This is a genomic window from Yinghuangia aomiensis, assembly GCF_039542225.1.
In the GTDB taxonomy this organism is placed as follows: Bacteria; Actinomycetota; Actinomycetes; order Streptomycetales; family Streptomycetaceae; genus Yinghuangia; species Yinghuangia aomiensis.
The window spans coordinates 35,266-51,270 of sequence record NZ_BAABHS010000051.1; the positions used below are offsets into that span (position 1 = coordinate 35,266).

Sequence of the window (16,005 nt, forward strand, 5' to 3'; positions counted from 1 at the left end):
GTCCGGCCGGAGCGCCGGCCCGCCCCTGGTCCGCTACTTGGCGCTGTTGGTGACCACGGGGTCGGCCGTCAAGGCCACCGGGAGGTTGCCCGTCCGGAGGACTGCCGCGGTGCGGGTTGCTTCGGACTTGGTGAACTGGCCGGTGATGACGGCGTTTCCGCCGGTGAGTTCCTGCATGACCGACGGGGCGATGACGACCCGGCCGTCCAGGGTGATGGCGAAGCGGTTGGTCGGCAGGGAGTTGTCGGCCAGCCTGCCGGTGATCTTGGTGAACTTGTCGGCGCCGGACGTGGTGAACGTCAGGGCGATCTGCCAGCCGCCGGTCTGGCCCGAGGTCGGCGTCTCCGCCTCGGCGGACTGGACGTCGGAGCCGGTGAGTTCGGCGGGGGCGAGCAGGTAGCGCTCGGGCGTCCCGTCCTGCGGCTTGTCTTCGCAGGCGGCGACCACCTGGGCCGACTGGCCGGCGTTCGCCGTCCCGGTGCCGGGGCGCGTGCAGTCGAGGGCGTTGTACGCGGCCACCAACTCGGCCGTCACGCCCGGGTACTTGGCGGGATCCGCGGTCTGCGGCGTGGCGTCGGCGGGCGTCGGCGCCCCCGACCCGGCGGATGCCCGCGCGGCCGACAGCACCGGGCGGAACTCCAGCCGCCCGTCCTTCTCGATCCCCTGGAGCGCGTCCGCGCCGCCGCCCGGGCCGTCCGGCACCATGACCTTGATGGTGCCGTTCTCGACGGTCACCTTGCCGTTCTTGACCCCGGCGTATTCGAGCCGCTTGCGCAGCACCGCCGCGGTCGCGTCGAGTTGGCCGGCGGTGGCGCCGGCGGCCGGGTGGAGCAGGACCGAGGCGGTGTTGCCGCCGGACAGGTCGTTGTCGTCGGCTTTCTCGCTGCCGCAGGCGGCCAGCAGGGTGCCGGTGAGGGCCACGGCGGCGAGGGTGGGCAGAGGAGTACGGCGTATGCGTCGAGTGTCCACGTGCGCATGATGGCAGCCGTCGGCGGCCGGGTCTGGGGGATTCCCCGCAGGTGCGCCCGTCCGTGGACATGCCGGTGCCCCGGGGTGAAGCAACCCCGGGGCACCGGCGGGAAACGCGGGACTACGGCAGCACGACCGTCTTCAGCTCCACCAGCGCGTCCAGGCCCTCCGGGCCCAGCTCGCGGCCGAGGCCGGACTGCTTGTAGCCGCCGAACGGGGCGCCGAAGTCCATCGCCACCCACGAGTTGACGCTGATCGTGCCGGTCGCCATGCGGCGCGAGACCTCGGTGGCGGCCTCCACGTCGGTGCCCCAGACGCCGCCGGACAGGCCGTAGTCGGAGTCGTTCGCGATGGCGACCGCGTCGTCGACGTCGTCGTAGGGGATCGCCACGAGGACCGGGCCGAAGATCTCCTCGCGCGCGATCGTCATGTCGTTGGTGACGTCCGCGAACAGCGTCGGCTCGACGAAGTAGCCCTTGTCCAGGCCCTCGGGGCGACCGCCGCCGACGACCAGGCGCGCGCCCTCTTCCTGGCCCTTCTCGATGTAGCCGAGGACGCGGTCGCGCTGCCGCCCGGAGACCAGCGGGCCGATGTTCAGGCCCTTCTCCAGCGCGTCGCCGACGGTCATCGCGGAGATGTGCTCGGCGAGCTTGGCGACGACCTCCTCGTAGCGGCTGCGCGGCGCGAGGATGCGGGTCTGCGCGACGCAGGCCTGGCCGTTGTTGTTGAACGAGCCCGGCAGCAGGCCCGGCACGGCGACGTCGAGGTCCGCGTCCTCCAGCAGGATGCACGCCGACTTGCCGCCCAGCTCCAGCGTCACCGGGCGCAGGCGCTCGCCGCACAGCGCGCCGATGCGGCGGCCGGCCGCGGTCGAGCCGGTGAACGAGACCTTGTCGACGTCCGGGTGCACGACGAGCTTCTCGCTGACCTCGCGGTCGGCGACCACGATGTTGAGCACGCCCGCCGGGACGCCCGCCTCGATGGCGACCTCGGCCAGCAGGTACGCGTCCAGCGCGGTCTCCGGCGACGGCTTCAGCACCACCGTGCAGCCCGCGGCGAGCGCCGGGGCGAGCTTGAGGACGGTGACGAACAGCGGCACGTTCCACGGCACGATCGCGGCGACCACGCCGACCGGCTCGCGGCGCACCAGCGTCTTGAAGATGGCGCCCTGGCGCTGCTCCTCGAACGGGTACTCGCGGACCAGCTTGGCGTAGTAGTCGAGGACCATGGTCGAGCTGAAGACCTGGACGCCGACCGAGTTGTCGATCGGGCAGCCGGTCTCCTGCGCGATGATCTCGGCGAACTCCTGCAGGCGCCCCATGATCCCGGCGGACAGCCCGGCGATGACGTCGCCGCGCTGGTCGGGCGTGTAGTCCTTCCACGGGCCGTCGATCGCCTTGCGCGCGGCGGCGACGGCGGCGTTCACGTCGTCTTCCGTACCCGCGGGGACGCGGCCGATGACCTCTTCGGTCGAGGCGTTGTGCACGTCGAACGTGCCCGTGCCCGCCGGGGCGATCCATTCGCCGCCGATGAACACCTTGTCGTGTACACGCATCCCGAAACTCCCGTGGAAATCCCTGCCGCGGCCGGTCCTGTCGCCGGACGCACCGGGCTCAAGCCTCCGGCTATGTTTTTGACCTTGTCAAGGGTATGTTGCCTGAAACCTGTTCCAGTCCTGTTCCATGCCTGCTCGACCGCGCGGAGGGTTCCATGACCGCCAGCCCGACGTTCAACCTCGCCGACCTCTTCGAGGTCGTCGTCGACGCCGTGCCCGAGCGCGCGGCACTCGTCGCAGGCGACGTGCGGCTGAGCTACCGCGAGCTGGACGAGCGGGCCAACCGGGTCGCGCACCACCTGGTCGACGCGGGCGTCAAGCCCGGCGACTTCGTCGGCATCCACGCCTGGAACCGGGCCGAGTGGATCGAGACGATGGTCGGCGTCCACAAGGCGCGCGCCGTGCCGATCAACATCAACTACCGCTATGTCGAGGCGGAACTCCGCTACCTGTTCGACAACTCCGGCATGACCGCCATCGTCGTCGAACGGGCGTTCGCGGACCTGGTTGCCGGGCTCGCGCCGGAGTTCCCCGGGCTGCGCCACGTCGTCGTGCTGGAGGACGGCACCGACCCGTCGCACGCGGTCCCCGGCGAGGCCCGCTACGAGGAGGCCCTGGCCGCCGCCTCCCCGGCCCGCGACTTCGGCGAGCGCAGCGGCGACGACCTGTACGGCCTCTACACGGGCGGCACCACCGGCATGCCGAAGTGCGTGCTGTGGCGCAGCGAGGACATCTTCTTCGCGGCGCTCCAGGCGGGCCGCTCGGGCAAGCCGAAGCTCGCTTCCCCGGAGGAACTGGCGGGCGACGTCCTCGCGTCCAACGGGCACGTGATGATGGGCCTCGCGCCGATGATGCACGGCGGCGGGCAGTGGTCGATGTGGAACACGTTCTACATGGGCAACACCTACCTGCTGTGGACCGGAAAGCGCTTCGACCCGGACGCGGTCATGGCACTCGTCGAGCAGGAGAAGGTGCTGTCGCTCTCCGTCGTCGGCGACGGCATGGCCCGGCCGCTGGCCGACTGGTACGAGGCCAACACCGGCAAGTACGACCTGTCCTCCCTGATGGCGGTCAGCAACGGCGGCGCCCCGATGAGCGCGCCGGTCCGCAACCAGCTCGAGAAGGTCGCCGGACTGTTCGTCATCGACAGCTTCGGCGCCTCGGAAACCGGCGCGGCCGCGCGTCAGGCGGGCGCCCCCGGCGGCGCGACCCGCTTCGCGTCGTCCGCGACCACGACCGTCCTCGACGACGACCTCAAGCCCGTCGCCCCCGGCTCCGGCATCGTCGGCCGCCTCGCGGTCAGCGGCCACATCCCGCTCGGCTACCACGGCGACGACGAGAAGACCCGCGCCACGTTCCTCATCGACGGCGACGGCCGCCGCTGGGTCCTCCCCGGCGACTTCGCCCTCATCGAAGAGGACGGCACCCTCACCCTCCTCGGCCGCGGCAGCGCCACCATCAACACCGGCGGCGAGAAGGTCTTCCCCGACGAGGTCGAGGCCGCGCTGAAGTCCCACGCGGACGTCTTCGATGCTGTGGTGGTCGGCGTCCCCGACCCGCGCTTCGGCCAGCGGGTGACCGCGCTGGTGGTCCCACGCGAGGGATCGGCGCCGAGCTTCGACGAGCTGAGCGCGCATGCCCGCACCCAGATCGCCGGCTACAAGGCCCCGAAGGAAATCCACTTCGTGGACGCGATCGAGCGTACGGCGGCGGGCAAGGTCGACCTCCGCGCGGCGAAGTCGCGGGCGGAGGAGCTTTCGGCGCAGTAAACGCACGCGCAACGGCCGCCGCGGGCCCTCGGAGCCTGCGGTGGCCGTTGCTGTTGCTTCAGCCTCGTACGAGGCGGGCGGTGAAGGCGGTCCACGCCGGAGTGGCAAGGGCGAGTTCGCCGCGGAGGGGGTCCTTGCTGTCGCGGACGGCAATGGTGGAGGCGGCGGGGGCCACTTCGACGCAGTCGCCGCCCTGCTGGTTGCTGTAGCTCGACTTCCGCCATGCCGGAAGGCGGAGCCGGCGCAGGGGAGCGACTTCCACGCAGTTGCCGCCCTGCTGGTTGCTGTGACTGGACTTGCGCCAAATGCGCGTCATGGGGGTGGGCGTCGTCATCGGGAACCCTCCAATAGCTCGCGCAGAAACTGGGCAGAGCGGGAGGCCGAGAGCGTCTCGGCCCGAAGAAGATCGTAGCGACGCTCGAATTCGGCGACGCGGACTTCGTCCACGAACAAGTCGCCGTCGCCCATGGATTCGACGTAGGCGACCTCGCCGCGCCTCGGGAGCGTCATCAGCAGCAGGTTCCCGTCCATGCAGGCGTGGAATCCGCACGAGACAGGCAGGATTTCGATGACGACGTTGGGCAGTTCGAGCATTTTGAGCATGTGACTCAGTTGTGCGGCTGCCACGTCGGGTGTCGACATCAGCCGGTTGAGGGCCCCTTCGTCGATGATGGCCCAATACCGGAGCGGTGGATCGGTGCGGTGGAGGACGCCCTGCCGCTCGATGCGTGCCGCGACCTGCTCCTCGTCGACGCCTCCGGGTGCCCGGAATTCGCGGAACAGCGCACGCGTGTATGCCTCGCACTGGAGGAGGCCGGGAATGATCTGCGGCTGGTAGGTGCGGATTCGTGTCGCCCGCTGTTCTTCGCGGGCGACGCCGGCGAACCAATCGGGGAAGCCATCGTGAGCCTCACGCGCCAAATGGGCCAAGTGGTTCAGCATGTCGTTTGCCTCGAGTGCGGCGTCGAGCACCGGCACCAAGTCGGGGTGCGGGCGCCGTTCACCTGTTTCGATCTGTCCGACATGGCTGCCTGATGTGTGGACCAGCGTGCCGAGCGCCTCTTGGGTCAACCCTGCGCGATGGCGGAGAAACCGCAGGTGGTGCCGGAAGAGAGCCCACAGGGACTCGGTTGGGTCGATTGCCTTTTCGGCACTCATGATCGCGGCTCCCCCGAGGTTGCGGCGTCGAGTTGAGGAAGGCCTCCCAACCTACTCCTTGGCCTGTTCGCTCCGTGATGGAACGACTACACAAGGAGGCGCGTGCTTGTGATCGTTCGGCTGCCGCGGTAGACCCGGGGGCCGGTGATCTCGGGAGTGTGTGATGAGTGACGTGTTCCGGCTCGATGGCGAACAGGCCGATGGGGTCGTGGTGGTGACGGTGGATCATCCGCCGTTGCAGCTGGTCGACGGGGCCTTCTTCGGAGCGCTGATCGGGCTGCTGGGGAGGCTCGACGCGGATCCCGGGGTACGGGCGGTGGTGTGGCGGAGCGCCGACCCCGATTTCTTCCTGATGCACGGGGATGTCGCCGCGTTGGCGCAAGTGCCGGGCGGCGAGCGTCCGGTGCCGGAGAAGCCGAACGTGGCGGCGGCGACGCTGGACCGGCTGCACCGGAGCCGCTGGGTCAACATCGGCGTCGTCGACGGCGCCGCGCGCGGGGGCGGGGCCGAGTTCCTCACCGCGTTGGACCTCCGGTACGGGACTGCCGCCGCCATCGTCGGCTGGCCCGAAGTGCCGATGGGGATCCTGCCCGGCTCGGGGATCACCGCGCGGCTGCCGCGGATGGTGGGCCGGGCGCGGGCGTTGGAGATCCTGCTGACCGGCCGGGACGTGCATGCTGCCGAACTGTCCGAGCTGGGCTGGCTGCAAGGTGTCGTGAAGCCCGAGGAGTTGCTCGACCACGCCATTGCCGTCGCACGGCGGATCGCCGCCATGCCGCCCGCGTCCGTGGTTGCGGTGAAGGGTGTTGTGGATATCGCGCTCGGTGACCTTGACGCCGGGATTCTTGCGGAAACCCGCGCGTTGGACGCGCTGATGGCCGCGGGTGCGCACCGGGCGCGCATGGCGGCGTTCCTGCAGGCCGGAGGCCAGACGCGCGGTTGCGAGGCGGATGCGGAGCGGTGGGCCGCCTTGGTGTCCGATCTGGTTGGTTTTCGGGAAGAAGGGGCGAACAACGGCTGATCCGTCTACCATCGGCCTTTTGCCAAGCCAAGTCATGGCCCGTTGACGTCATCGGCGTCGACGCGGGGCGGATGGGAGTACCGGGTGCGGTCGGCGGTAGGCGTGGTGGCGGTGGCCGGGATCCTGCTCGTGGCGGGATGCAACGACGACAAGTCGAAGGACGACGCGAAGCCGGCGACGAGCGCCCCGGCGACGGCCGCCGCGTCACCGCCGGCACTCGCGTCCACGGCCGCGGCGCCGCGCCCGGCGACCTCGTCGGCCGTGTCCGCGCCCGCCTCGGCGGCACCCGCGACGACCAAGGCGGGCGGCGGCTCGGCACCGCAGACCAAGGAAGGCGCGATCCAGCGCTACGAGGCCGTGCTGCACGCCCTCGGGCGCGGAGACCTCGACACCTTGTGCGACATCGCCGGACCCGCCGCCAAGCAAGCCGAGTCCGAGGGCGCGGGTTCGTGCCGGCAGAGCTTCACGATGATGCTCCAGATGATCTCGCCCACGCAGAAGAAGGCACTCCAGGACGCGACGATCGACCCGGCCAAGGTGACCGTGTCGGGCACGACCCGCGTCGACATCCCAGCGGGCGCGATCAAGGCGTCCGTGACCTTCACCGAGGACGAACTCGGCATCTCGACCATGGAGTACCAGAAGGGAAACTGGTACGTGGTGGACTGACCGGCGACTCGACACCCGGCGGGACGTGTCACGCCTGACGTGCCGCGGAATGTGGACGACCTGGCCCCGCACTGTCGGGAGCCCGCGGCAGGCTGAGGCCGATCAGCCCCCCCAGACCGGGAGTTCCGCGTGCATCACATCAGCTTCTGCGCTTTCCTCGACCACGGTTGTCCGGGCGAGGCCGACGACGGTCCGTGGTGGGACGATGCGTCGATTGCCGCGGCGGCACGTGCCTACCTGTTGTCCCGCTGGATCGCCGAGGATGCGCCGCGCGGGTCCGCCGTCCCCGGGCTCTACGCGGTGGGTCGGAGGCACGACCGGTCGAGCCGAGCCAGGGGTGACTGGGTGAACCTGGCGACCGTGTACGAAACGGGCCTGTTTCCGCACATCGACCCGCCGTCCGACAGCGCGCGCCAAGCCCTGGGCTGTCAACCCCTCGACAAGGACGCGTTGGGGAAAACGGTCACCGAGGCGGTACTCCGCCCGTGGCGCGACCACGGTGCGGAACCGAGCCTCCGTGTGACGGCCCTCCTCGACGAGTTCCTGAGCCTGTTGACCGAATACCGCTCGGAGTTCCATGCCGTCGAAGCCGTTGGCTTCGACGACGGCCGCCCGGTGCCGGGGGATCTGCACGTCCTGTCCGCGGGAGCGTACGACGTGATCCGTCTCAGCGTGCTCCCGTACGCACCGGCACCGGTGCGCCGTGGAGGGCTGCTGCCGCACCCCGGCTGCTCGTTCGGCGGGCATGGCTGCTCCGACGGGCATCTCCTGGCCGACGACGACGCCGACCGTGTCCACGCGGCGCTGCGCGCCATGAGCGCGGGCATGCTGCTGAGCGAGGGCCTGCCGGTGAGCAACAACACCCACATATCGTTCGCCGTGAGGCTCGCTTCCCACAATTTGACCGCGGTCGACGCGCAGACGGTGACGTCCTGGATCGCCGACTCCGGTTGGGGTGACGAACTTGCCGCGTGGGGAAGCGAGTTCAATATCGTGTTCGAGCCGAAGTCGTGGCGCGCCGAAGTCGCCGCCTTGGCTGCCGAGTGCCGTGAGACGTACCTGTCCTTTGCCGAGATAGCCGACGAAGCCGTCGCGGGCGAACTCGTCGACGAGCTGCTCCGCGACATGCTCGACGATCCGGTGAGCCGTGTCACCGGTGGCACGGCCGACGGCGACGCCGGCGTGTGTGTTGTGGCTGCGCTCGGCGAAGACGGCTGGTTCGGCCTCGACGAGCCGGTATTCGTGGTGTTCGTCGGTCCGAAGGAGGCCATGATGCTGCGGATCGACGGGGTGGCCTGACCGCGGAGGCCGGCGGGAAATCGTCCGCGGGGAATCGGTGGTCTAACGCGATTCGGGCAGTCCTGCCAACCCCTCGCCCTCGAAGTGATCGAAGGTGACGAAGTCCGGGACCGGGCGGCGGGTCAACCGGCGCGGGTGGTGTTCCGGGTAGCCGAGGGCGAGCATGGCGGCCACCGCGTAGGGGCGGGGGAGGCCGAGGAGTTCCTTCACCTGGGCTTCGCGGCGGCAGAGGAAGGTGGTCATGACGCCGCCGAGGTCCTCGTTGCGGGCGGAGAGCAGGATGTTCTGGGCGAAGGGGTAGACCGAGCCGCCGCCCACGATGCTCTGCCGGGGGAGGTCCGCGTCGGTCACCGCCAACTGCCGCAGGTCCACGGCCAGCACGGCGATCACCGGGGCGCGTTCGAGTTCTTCCACGAAGCGGTTGCGGGGGGCCGGGGTGCTGAAGTCGACGTCGCTGGGCGGGCGGCGCCATCGGCCGTCGTCGTCGGGGGCGAAGGGGACGCGGTCGGCGGCGACGTAGGCGGCGTACTCGGTCCAGCCTTCGAAGGAGAGTTCGCGCAGGGCCCGGCGTACCGGCTCGGAGCGGGCGAGGACCACGTGCCAGCCCTGGCGGTTGCCGCCGCTCGGGGCGAAGCGGGCGTTGTCGAACACCCGGGCGAGGACCGCGTCGGGCACCGGGTCGGCGCGGAAGCGGCGGACCGCGCCGGTCGTCCGCACTACGTCGCTGAAGTCCACAACAGCCGTCCTAGAACAATCGCCCGATCGTGTAGATCAACAATCCCACCAGGGAACCGACCACGGTGCCATTGATGCGGATGAACTGCAGATCGCGGCCTACGTGCAGCTCGATCTTGCGGGACGTCTCGGCCGGGTCCCACGCGCGGACGGTGTCGGTGATCAGCGCGGTGATCTCGGTCTGGTAGGTGGTGACGATGTACGCCGCGCCGTCCGCCAGCCACTTCTCGGCCTTCGCGCGCATCCGCGGGTCCTCCGCCAGGCGCGTGCCGAAGGAGCGGATGGCGGCGGTCGCGCGGGCCCGCAGTTCGCTGGAGGGGTCTTCGGTGGCTTCGACCAGCATCGCGCGCGCTGCCGCCCACACCGACGCGATCAGTTCCTGGACCTGCGGGTGGGCGAGGGTGCGGTCGCGCAGGGCTTCGATCTGGGCGATCATCCGCGGGTCGCGCTGCATGTCTTCGGCGGTGTCGGCGAGGAACGCGTCGACGGCCTGCCGGGCCGCGTGGTCGGGGTCGTCGCGGACGTCCGCGGCGAAGCGGACGAGTTCGCGGTGCACCCGGTTGGCGACCGTCCGGTCGAGGAACTTCGGCGACCAGTCCGGGGATTCCTCCGAGACGACACGCAGCACGGCCTCGCGGTTGTCGACCAGCCACGCGTAGGCCTTGTCGATGACCAGGTCGACCAGGCCGTGGTGCCCGCCGTCCGCGACCACCCGGCCCAGCAGGGCGCCGATCGGCTGCGCGACCTGCCGGGCCGAGACGCGCCGGGTGATGGCATGGCCGAAGACCGACTGCACGTCTTCGTCCCGCAGGATCGTCAACGCGGCGCGGGCCAGCGCGGAGACCTCCTCGGTCACCCGTTCGGCATGCCGCGGCTCGGACAGCCACCCGCCGAAGCGCCGCACGAGGTCCACGTGCGCGAGCCGCTTGCGGACCACCGCCTCGGACAGGAAGTTGTCGCCGACGAACTCGCCCAGGCTGTCGCCGAGCGCGTCCTTGCGGGTCGGGATGATCGCCGTGTGCGGGATCGGCAGCCCCAGCGGGCGCCGGAACAGGGCCGTCACCGCGAACCAGTCGGCGATCGCACCGACCATGCCGGCCTCGGCCGCCGCCTGCACGTAGCCCGACCAGGCGCCCGCGCCGCGCGCCTCGGCCCAGCGGCTCAGCAGGAACACGACCGTCGCCGCGCCCAGGAACGCCGCCGCGATCGCCTTCATCCGGCGGACGCCGCGCGCCTTCTCCCGCTCCGCCGCCGTAGCCGTCCGCGAGGCGGACCGGGGCGGCGTGTCCGCCGTCCGGGTGCCGCGGCCCGCCTGACCGTCGTGATCGCTCATGGGGCCATTTTCGGCACGCCGCGCCCGCGCCGCGGGGAGGCGGTACCGGGCGTCGGCATTTCTCAAACAACCGGCTCGTTCCCGGAGTTCTATGACGGTGTTAAGGAAACCCGCGATACTCTCTGTTGACCATACGGCCCGGTACTCACAGGTCGGGAGACAGTCGTGACGACCCAACAGGCATCCGAGCCCTGGCGCCTGCCGCGGGGCGACGAAGTCGAGACGCACGTGCCGCAAGGCATCGACACCTCGAAAGCACATCCCGCGCGGATGTACGACTATTTCCTCGGCGGCAAGAACAATTTCGCCGCCGACCGCGCCGCCGCCGAGCAGATCATGGCCGGTGCCCCGGAAGTGCCGATCGTGGTGCGCGCCTCGCGCGACTTCCTGGCCCGCGCCGTCCGCTCGGCCGTCGCCGACTACGGGATGACGCAATTCCTCGACATCGGCACCGGCATTCCCGCGCCCGGCAACATCCACGAAGTCGCGCAGGCGATCCTTCCCGAAGCCCGGGTCGCCTACGTCGACAACGATCCGATCGTGCTCGCCCACGCCCGCGCGCTGATCGCCGGCGACCCGCGCGGCCGCACCGGCATCATGCAGGCCGATGTGCGCGAACCCGAGAAGATCCTGGCCGCGCCCGAGGTCCGCGAGGTCATCGACTTCGACGAGCCCGTGGTCGTCGTCCTGTCGATGGTCCTGCACTTCCTGCGCGATAGCGAGGACCCGGACGGCATCGTCGCCACCCTGCGCGACGCGCTCGCCCCCGGCAGCATGCTGATCTTCACGCACGTCACCTACCGCACCGAGGAACTCAAGCGGTTCGCCGAAGAGGTCTACGACAAGGCCAGCGCCCCCGTCGTGCCGCGCACCCGGGAACGCATCGAGGAACTGCTCGACGGCTTCGCCCCGGTCGAACCCGGCCTCGTCAAGGTCATCGCCTGGCGCCCCGACCCCGAGGGTCCGGAACCGACGCCGGAAGAACTCGACACCATGACCGTCTACGGGGCCGTCGCGCACCTGGTGTGACCCGAGGGAGCAATCCGATGACCGGCGAACCGGCACCCGACCACGCCCGCCCCGCGGGCCTCGGGGCCTCGGGCGCCGGGCCGCTGACCGGGCTGCGCGTGCTCGACCTGTCCACGCTGCTGTCCGCACCGCAGATCGCCGCGATCCTCGGGGACTTCGGCGCGGACGTCGTCAAATGGGAGCCGCCCGGGGGCGACCCGCTGCGGTTCATCGGCGCGCAACGCGACGGGCAGTCCCTGCTGTGGCCGTACATCAACCGCAACAAGCGTTCCGTGGTGCTGGACCTGGAGACCGCCGACGGCGTCGCCGCGCTGCACCGGATCGCCGCGGGCGTGGACGTCGTGGTCGAGAACCACCCGGCGGGCGTGCTGCGGCGCTGGGGCGCCGACTGGGACACCCTGCACGGCATCAACCCGGACCTCGTCCTGGTCAGCGTCAGCTGCTACGGCGCCGACGGCCCCTACCGCGACCGCTTCGGCAACGGCTCACTCGCCGAGGGCTACGCCGGGCTTACCCACCTCACCGGCGAAGCCGACGGACCCCCGATGCTCCCGTCGATCCCGCTCGGCGACAGCCTCACCGCCATGTCCGGCGTCATCGGCACCCTCATGGCCTGCCGGAACCGCGAAGTCCTCGGCGGCGGCGGACAACACGTCGACGTCAGCATGTACGAGCCCGTCCTCGGCCTCCTCGGCCCCACCGTCGCCGGCTGGGACCGCTCGGCCGACGCCCCCGGCCGCACCGGCAGCCGGGTGCCCGGGGGAGTGCCGCGCAACGTCTACGCCACCAAGGACGGCCACTGGGTCGTCGTCTCCGGCACCACCGACCGCCAGGTCGCCCGCGTGCTGCGCGTCATCGGCCACGACACCGACGCCGGCAAAGCCCGCTTCGGGACGTCCGAAGCCCGCCTGGCCGCCGCCGACGAACTCGACGCCCTGGTCGCCGACTGGGTCGCCGCAAACGACCGCGACACCGTCGTCGCCGCCCTGGTCGACGCACGGATCCCGGTCGCCCCGGTCAACAGCCTCGCGGCCCTCGCCGCGGACCCCCACATCGCCGCGCGCGGCAACCTCCTCGACGTCGACTCCGGCCCCGTCGGCGACGTCACCATGCCCGCCCCGGCCCCGCGGCTGTCCGCCACGCCGGGCCGCATCCGGGCCGCCGGACCGGCCGTCGGCGCCCACACCGCGGAGGTGCTGGCCGAATACGGCGCGTCTTCGGCACCGCGTGGCGGTTGATCACCGCACGCAGTCGACGTACCGTCAGATCGCGCCGCACGGTTCGACGTTCGGGCTTTCCGGCGCCCGGAGGACCGATGGACGAGAGCACCGTCACCGCCGCCGTCGAGGAACTCCGCCGGCCCCTCCGGGCCGACGGCGCCGACCTCGTCCTGATCCGCGCCGATCCGCGCACCGCCGTCGTCGAACTCCGCCTCGAACTCGACGGTGTCACGTGCCGGGACTGCGTCCTGCCGCCCGACCGCCTCGCCGACGTCGTGGAGAGCGTGCTGCGGCGCGGCATCCCCGACGAGTTCGAACTGGTGCTGCACGACCCCAGGCGGGACACGGAAACCGCCTGACCCGTTCGTCCCCGCGGTTCCGGCCGTCTCCCGGAACCGAGGCCCCGAACCCGCTTCCCGAGGGGGGAATCTGACCATGGGCAGCACCTCCGCCCCGCGCCGCCTGCGCGTACGGCTGCCGGTCGCCCGTCCGCCGCTCGACGTCGGCGCACCGTCCTTCACCGTGGACGGCCCGCTGCGCGGGCGCACGGTCGGACTGCGCCACGAAGGCTCGTGGCGGTCCTGGATGCTGATCGTCGACGCGTGGCAGCGCTATCTGCTCGACGACGGCGCCCGTCCCGACATCCTGGTCGCCAAAGGCCGCGTCGGCGACGAAGGCAAACGCACCCGCAAGGACGTCGACAAGTGGGCCAACCGCGTCGACTGCGGCGTCTCCGGACTCGGCACCTGCGGCTCCTGCACCTCCAACAGCGTCAGCGACGCCGTCGCCCTGGAGAAACTCCGGCGGCCCGCCGTCGTCGCGGTCTGCGAGGAATTCGAGACGCACGCCCGCAATATGGCGTCGTTCCTCGGGCATCCGAGCCTGAAAATCCTCGTCCTGCCGTATCCGCTCGAAGGCCGCCCCACGGACGAACTCGCGGGCATCGCCGCCGAGTACTACCCCAAGTTCGTCGAACTCCTGGGAGCGACCCGATGAGCGGCGGCAAGACCGGCGGCAAGACCGGCGGCAAGACCGGCGGCAAGACCGGCGGCAAGACCGCCGGGAAAGGCAGCAAGAGAGCTGCCGCATATGAGCTCACCGCGCCCGTCCTCGAACTCGACGACGACGGCGGCATGGCCCTCTACGAAGCCTCGCTCGACGGCGGCTGGGGCGACGGCGCACCGCTGCTCGCCGCCACCGACGACCGGATCCACGCCCTGCTGGCGGCCACGCCGTACCCCGGCGACCACGTCCTGGGCGCGCTGCCCCCGCGGCACGGCCTGGCGACCGTCGAACTCGTGGCGATCAACGCCGCGATGGCAGGGGTGGAACCGGCGGCGTTCCCCTACGTCATCGCGGCACTGGAAGCGCTGCTGGTGCCCGAGTGGAACGCGGTCGGCCTGACCACCACGACGTCCAGCGTCTTCCCGATGCTCATCGTCAACGGGCCCGCCCGCGACGACCTGCGTATCGACTACCGGGCGGGCTGCCTCGGCGGCGCGGCCGGGCGCGGCTCGATGACGATCGGCCGCGCGGTCGCGCTGTGCCTGCGCAACATCGGCGGGCAGCGGGCCGGGGAGACGTCCCGCACGGTTTTCGGCCAGCCGGCCCGCTTCGGGCTGTGCTTCGGCGAGTGGGAGGAACGCTCGCCGTGGCCCACGCTCGCCGAACGGCGCGGCTTCCGCACCGACGACGAAGTGGTCACCGTGCACGGCGGAAAGGGCGTGTTCCCGTTCGCGGACGTCAACAACGACCACCCGCGGGACCTGGCCTACGCGATCGCCAAGACGGTCGCATTCCCGCTCAACAACTGGTTCCTCGAACTCACTGGCGAGAGCGGCCAGATCGTGCTGCTGATCAACCCGATGTGGGCGCGCCGCCTCGGTGAGGCGTTCCCCGACCCGGCGGACTTCCAGGAGTACGTGTGCGAGCACGCCTGGCAGCCCATCGACGCCTTCCGCCCCGACAACGCGGCCGTGCTCACCGCCAAGGGCCGCGTGGACGACAAGGGACGGGTGGCGCTGGCCGCCCGTCCGGACCAGTTCGTGCCGGTGGTGTGCGGGGGCCTCGGCGGACTGCACGGGGTGGCGCTGACGACATTCGTGCAGAGCGAGATGCAGAGCGCGCGGGTGGTGCGGTAGGCCGGACAACGCGCGGCAGTGCGGGGAAGGCAGACAAATCGCGCGGTGACCGCCTCGGTTGTCGGGGCGGTCAGTAGCATCATGATCCATGGTGCGGCTCTCTGACCCTGGCGTTCTGGTCTCGCCGGCGGACGCCGCGGGTCAGTTGGTCCAACGGCTCCGTGTCACCGACTGGTTCGTGCGGCAAGGGCCGGGTGGGGACGACCGGCTGGCATACCGGCAATGGGTAGCTGACCAAGCGCGGGAGTACGCGCGTTTGCGTGCGGAGCAGGGCGTTCTGGCGGCGATGCCCGACACGACGGACCTCGGCCGCCGACAGGCGCGCTTCCAGGCGATCCAGGCGATCGACAACGAGATCTTCAGCCGGAACCTCCATATCGCCATGGACGTCGTCGCTGACACCGACGCGGCATCCGTGCCGAACGCCACGGTGACGCAGAAGGACCGGGACGCCTTCAAGTCGTACAACGACCAGGTCGCGGCGGCCCACCGCGGGGGCAGCCCGGCTCCGCCGCTCACCTTCGCGTACTCGCAGGACGACGGCTTGGCGGTGGCCAGGCGCGCGGAGGGCGGGAGCGGCAGCCCGGCAAGCGCGGCCGGACCCGGCCCCGCGCCGTCGCAGGCTGCCCAGGGGCGGCCGCAGGCGCAGCAGAACGCCCCCCAGCAGCCGGCACCACCGACGGCCGGCCGCCCGCAACGCGGTGCGGCGCCCGCCGGTCCTGCGGCGCCTGCACCGCAGAACAGCAGGGGCCCGGCACCCACCGCTGCACCCACGGCTGCGCGTCAGCAGCAGGAGACGGGGCGGACGCAGGCTGGTCCGCCCGGGGCGCAGCCGGGTCGGCCCGCGGCGCGTCCGCAGCGGCAACCGCAACCGCGCTCTCGCGCACAGTCGCAGCAGCCTGCGCCCGCGCCGCCTCCGCAGCGGGACCACGGGCGGACACGAGCCGGCGCGACCGGGGCTCAGCCGACGGGGCCCGCGGCGCAGGGGCCGCGCGGGACGCAGGCTGGTCCGCCCGGGGCGCAGTCTGCCGCCGCGGCGCAAGCGCCGTCGCCCCAAGGCGCGCCCGTGGCTCGCTCGCCGCGGAGTGCGGCGCGGGCACGAACCGG

The 16,005-nt window shown here is 71.3% G+C and carries 15 protein-coding genes; 9 read left to right on the forward strand and 6 right to left on the reverse strand.

What is annotated here, in order from left to right; all coding sequences use genetic code 11:
* Nucleotides 1–33: 33 nt before the first annotated feature.
* Nucleotides 34–969 (reverse strand): SecDF P1 head subdomain-containing protein, encoded by a 936-nt coding sequence (locus ABEA93_RS38690; RefSeq protein ID WP_345680670.1) that lies wholly within the window; start codon nt 967–969, stop codon nt 34–36.
* A 121-nt stretch (nt 970–1,090) separates the two neighbouring features.
* Entirely contained in the window at nt 1,091–2,524 is a 1,434-nt protein-coding gene (locus tag ABEA93_RS38695) for an aldehyde dehydrogenase (protein ID WP_345680671.1), read from the reverse strand.
* Nucleotides 2,525–2,679: 155 nt separating this feature from the next.
* Here ABEA93_RS38695 and ABEA93_RS38700 point away from each other — a divergent pair, with 155 nt between their 5' ends.
* Nucleotides 2,680–4,293: an acyl-CoA synthetase gene (locus tag ABEA93_RS38700; protein WP_345680672.1), complete on the forward strand. Its 1,614-nt coding sequence runs from the start codon at nt 2,680–2,682 to the stop codon at nt 4,291–4,293.
* 58 nt (nt 4,294–4,351) lie between these two features.
* Here the strand turns inward: ABEA93_RS38700 and ABEA93_RS38705 are convergent, their stop codons facing one another.
* Both ABEA93_RS38705 and ABEA93_RS38710 read right to left on the reverse strand, forming a co-directional pair.
* On the reverse strand, nt 4,352–4,627 hold the full coding sequence (locus tag ABEA93_RS38705; RefSeq protein WP_345680673.1) for a DUF397 domain-containing protein: 276 nt from the start codon (nt 4,625–4,627) through the stop codon (nt 4,352–4,354).
* Nucleotides 4,624–5,451, reverse strand: a complete 828-nt coding sequence (locus ABEA93_RS38710) for a helix-turn-helix domain-containing protein (RefSeq protein ID WP_345680674.1) — start codon at nt 5,449–5,451, stop codon at nt 4,624–4,626. The genes ABEA93_RS38705 and ABEA93_RS38710 overlap by 4 nt, the downstream gene beginning before the upstream one ends.
* Before the next feature lie 163 nt (nt 5,452–5,614).
* On the opposite strand from ABEA93_RS38710, the gene ABEA93_RS38715 reads away from it, so the two are divergent.
* From ABEA93_RS38715 to ABEA93_RS38725, 3 genes are all read left to right on the forward strand, one after another.
* The gene (locus ABEA93_RS38715) at nt 5,615–6,472 is read left to right on the forward strand and encodes an enoyl-CoA hydratase/isomerase family protein (protein ID WP_345680675.1); all 858 of its coding nucleotides are present in this window, start codon (nt 5,615–5,617) and stop codon (nt 6,470–6,472) included.
* 84 nt (nt 6,473–6,556) lie between these two features.
* On the forward strand, nt 6,557–7,141 hold the full coding sequence (locus tag ABEA93_RS38720) for a hypothetical protein (protein WP_345680676.1): 585 nt from the start codon (nt 6,557–6,559) through the stop codon (nt 7,139–7,141).
* 129 nt (nt 7,142–7,270) lie between these two features.
* Nucleotides 7,271–8,440, forward strand: coding sequence for a hypothetical protein (locus ABEA93_RS38725; protein ID WP_345680677.1), 1,170 nt, complete (start codon nt 7,271–7,273; stop codon nt 8,438–8,440).
* Nucleotides 8,441–8,482: 42 nt separating this feature from the next.
* On the opposite strand, the gene ABEA93_RS38730 is transcribed toward ABEA93_RS38725, so the two are convergent.
* Together ABEA93_RS38730 and ABEA93_RS38735 are read right to left on the reverse strand one after the other, a co-directional pair.
* Entirely contained in the window at nt 8,483–9,175 is a 693-nt protein-coding gene (locus ABEA93_RS38730; RefSeq protein ID WP_345680678.1) for a nitroreductase family protein, read from the reverse strand.
* A 10-nt stretch (nt 9,176–9,185) separates the two neighbouring features.
* Nucleotides 9,186–10,508, reverse strand: coding sequence for a DUF445 domain-containing protein (locus ABEA93_RS38735; RefSeq protein WP_345680679.1), 1,323 nt, complete (start codon nt 10,506–10,508; stop codon nt 9,186–9,188).
* 165 nt (nt 10,509–10,673) lie between these two features.
* Between ABEA93_RS38735 and ABEA93_RS38740 the strand changes: the two genes are divergently transcribed.
* From ABEA93_RS38740 to ABEA93_RS38760, 5 genes are all read left to right on the forward strand, one after another.
* Nucleotides 10,674–11,537, forward strand: coding sequence for an SAM-dependent methyltransferase (locus ABEA93_RS38740; protein ID WP_345680680.1), 864 nt, complete (start codon nt 10,674–10,676; stop codon nt 11,535–11,537).
* Between the two features lie 17 nt (nt 11,538–11,554).
* Nucleotides 11,555–12,775, forward strand: coding sequence for a CaiB/BaiF CoA transferase family protein (locus tag ABEA93_RS38745; protein WP_345680681.1), 1,221 nt, complete (start codon nt 11,555–11,557; stop codon nt 12,773–12,775).
* Nucleotides 12,776–12,852: 77 nt separating this feature from the next.
* Nucleotides 12,853–13,116 carry a hypothetical protein gene (locus tag ABEA93_RS38750; RefSeq protein ID WP_345680682.1) on the forward strand — a complete coding sequence of 88 codons (264 nt, stop codon included), beginning with the start codon at nt 12,853–12,855 and terminating at the stop codon, nt 13,114–13,116.
* A gap of 76 nt (nt 13,117–13,192) precedes the next feature.
* Nucleotides 13,193–13,753 carry a UGSC family (seleno)protein gene (locus ABEA93_RS38755; RefSeq protein WP_345680683.1) on the forward strand — a complete coding sequence of 187 codons (561 nt, stop codon included), beginning with the start codon at nt 13,193–13,195 and terminating at the stop codon, nt 13,751–13,753.
* Complete coding sequence (locus tag ABEA93_RS38760) at nt 13,750–14,898, forward strand: hypothetical protein (RefSeq protein WP_345680684.1); 1,149 nt, start codon at nt 13,750–13,752, stop codon at nt 14,896–14,898. The genes ABEA93_RS38755 and ABEA93_RS38760 overlap by 4 nt, the downstream gene beginning before the upstream one ends.
* Nucleotides 14,899–16,005: the final 1,107 nt, after the last annotated feature.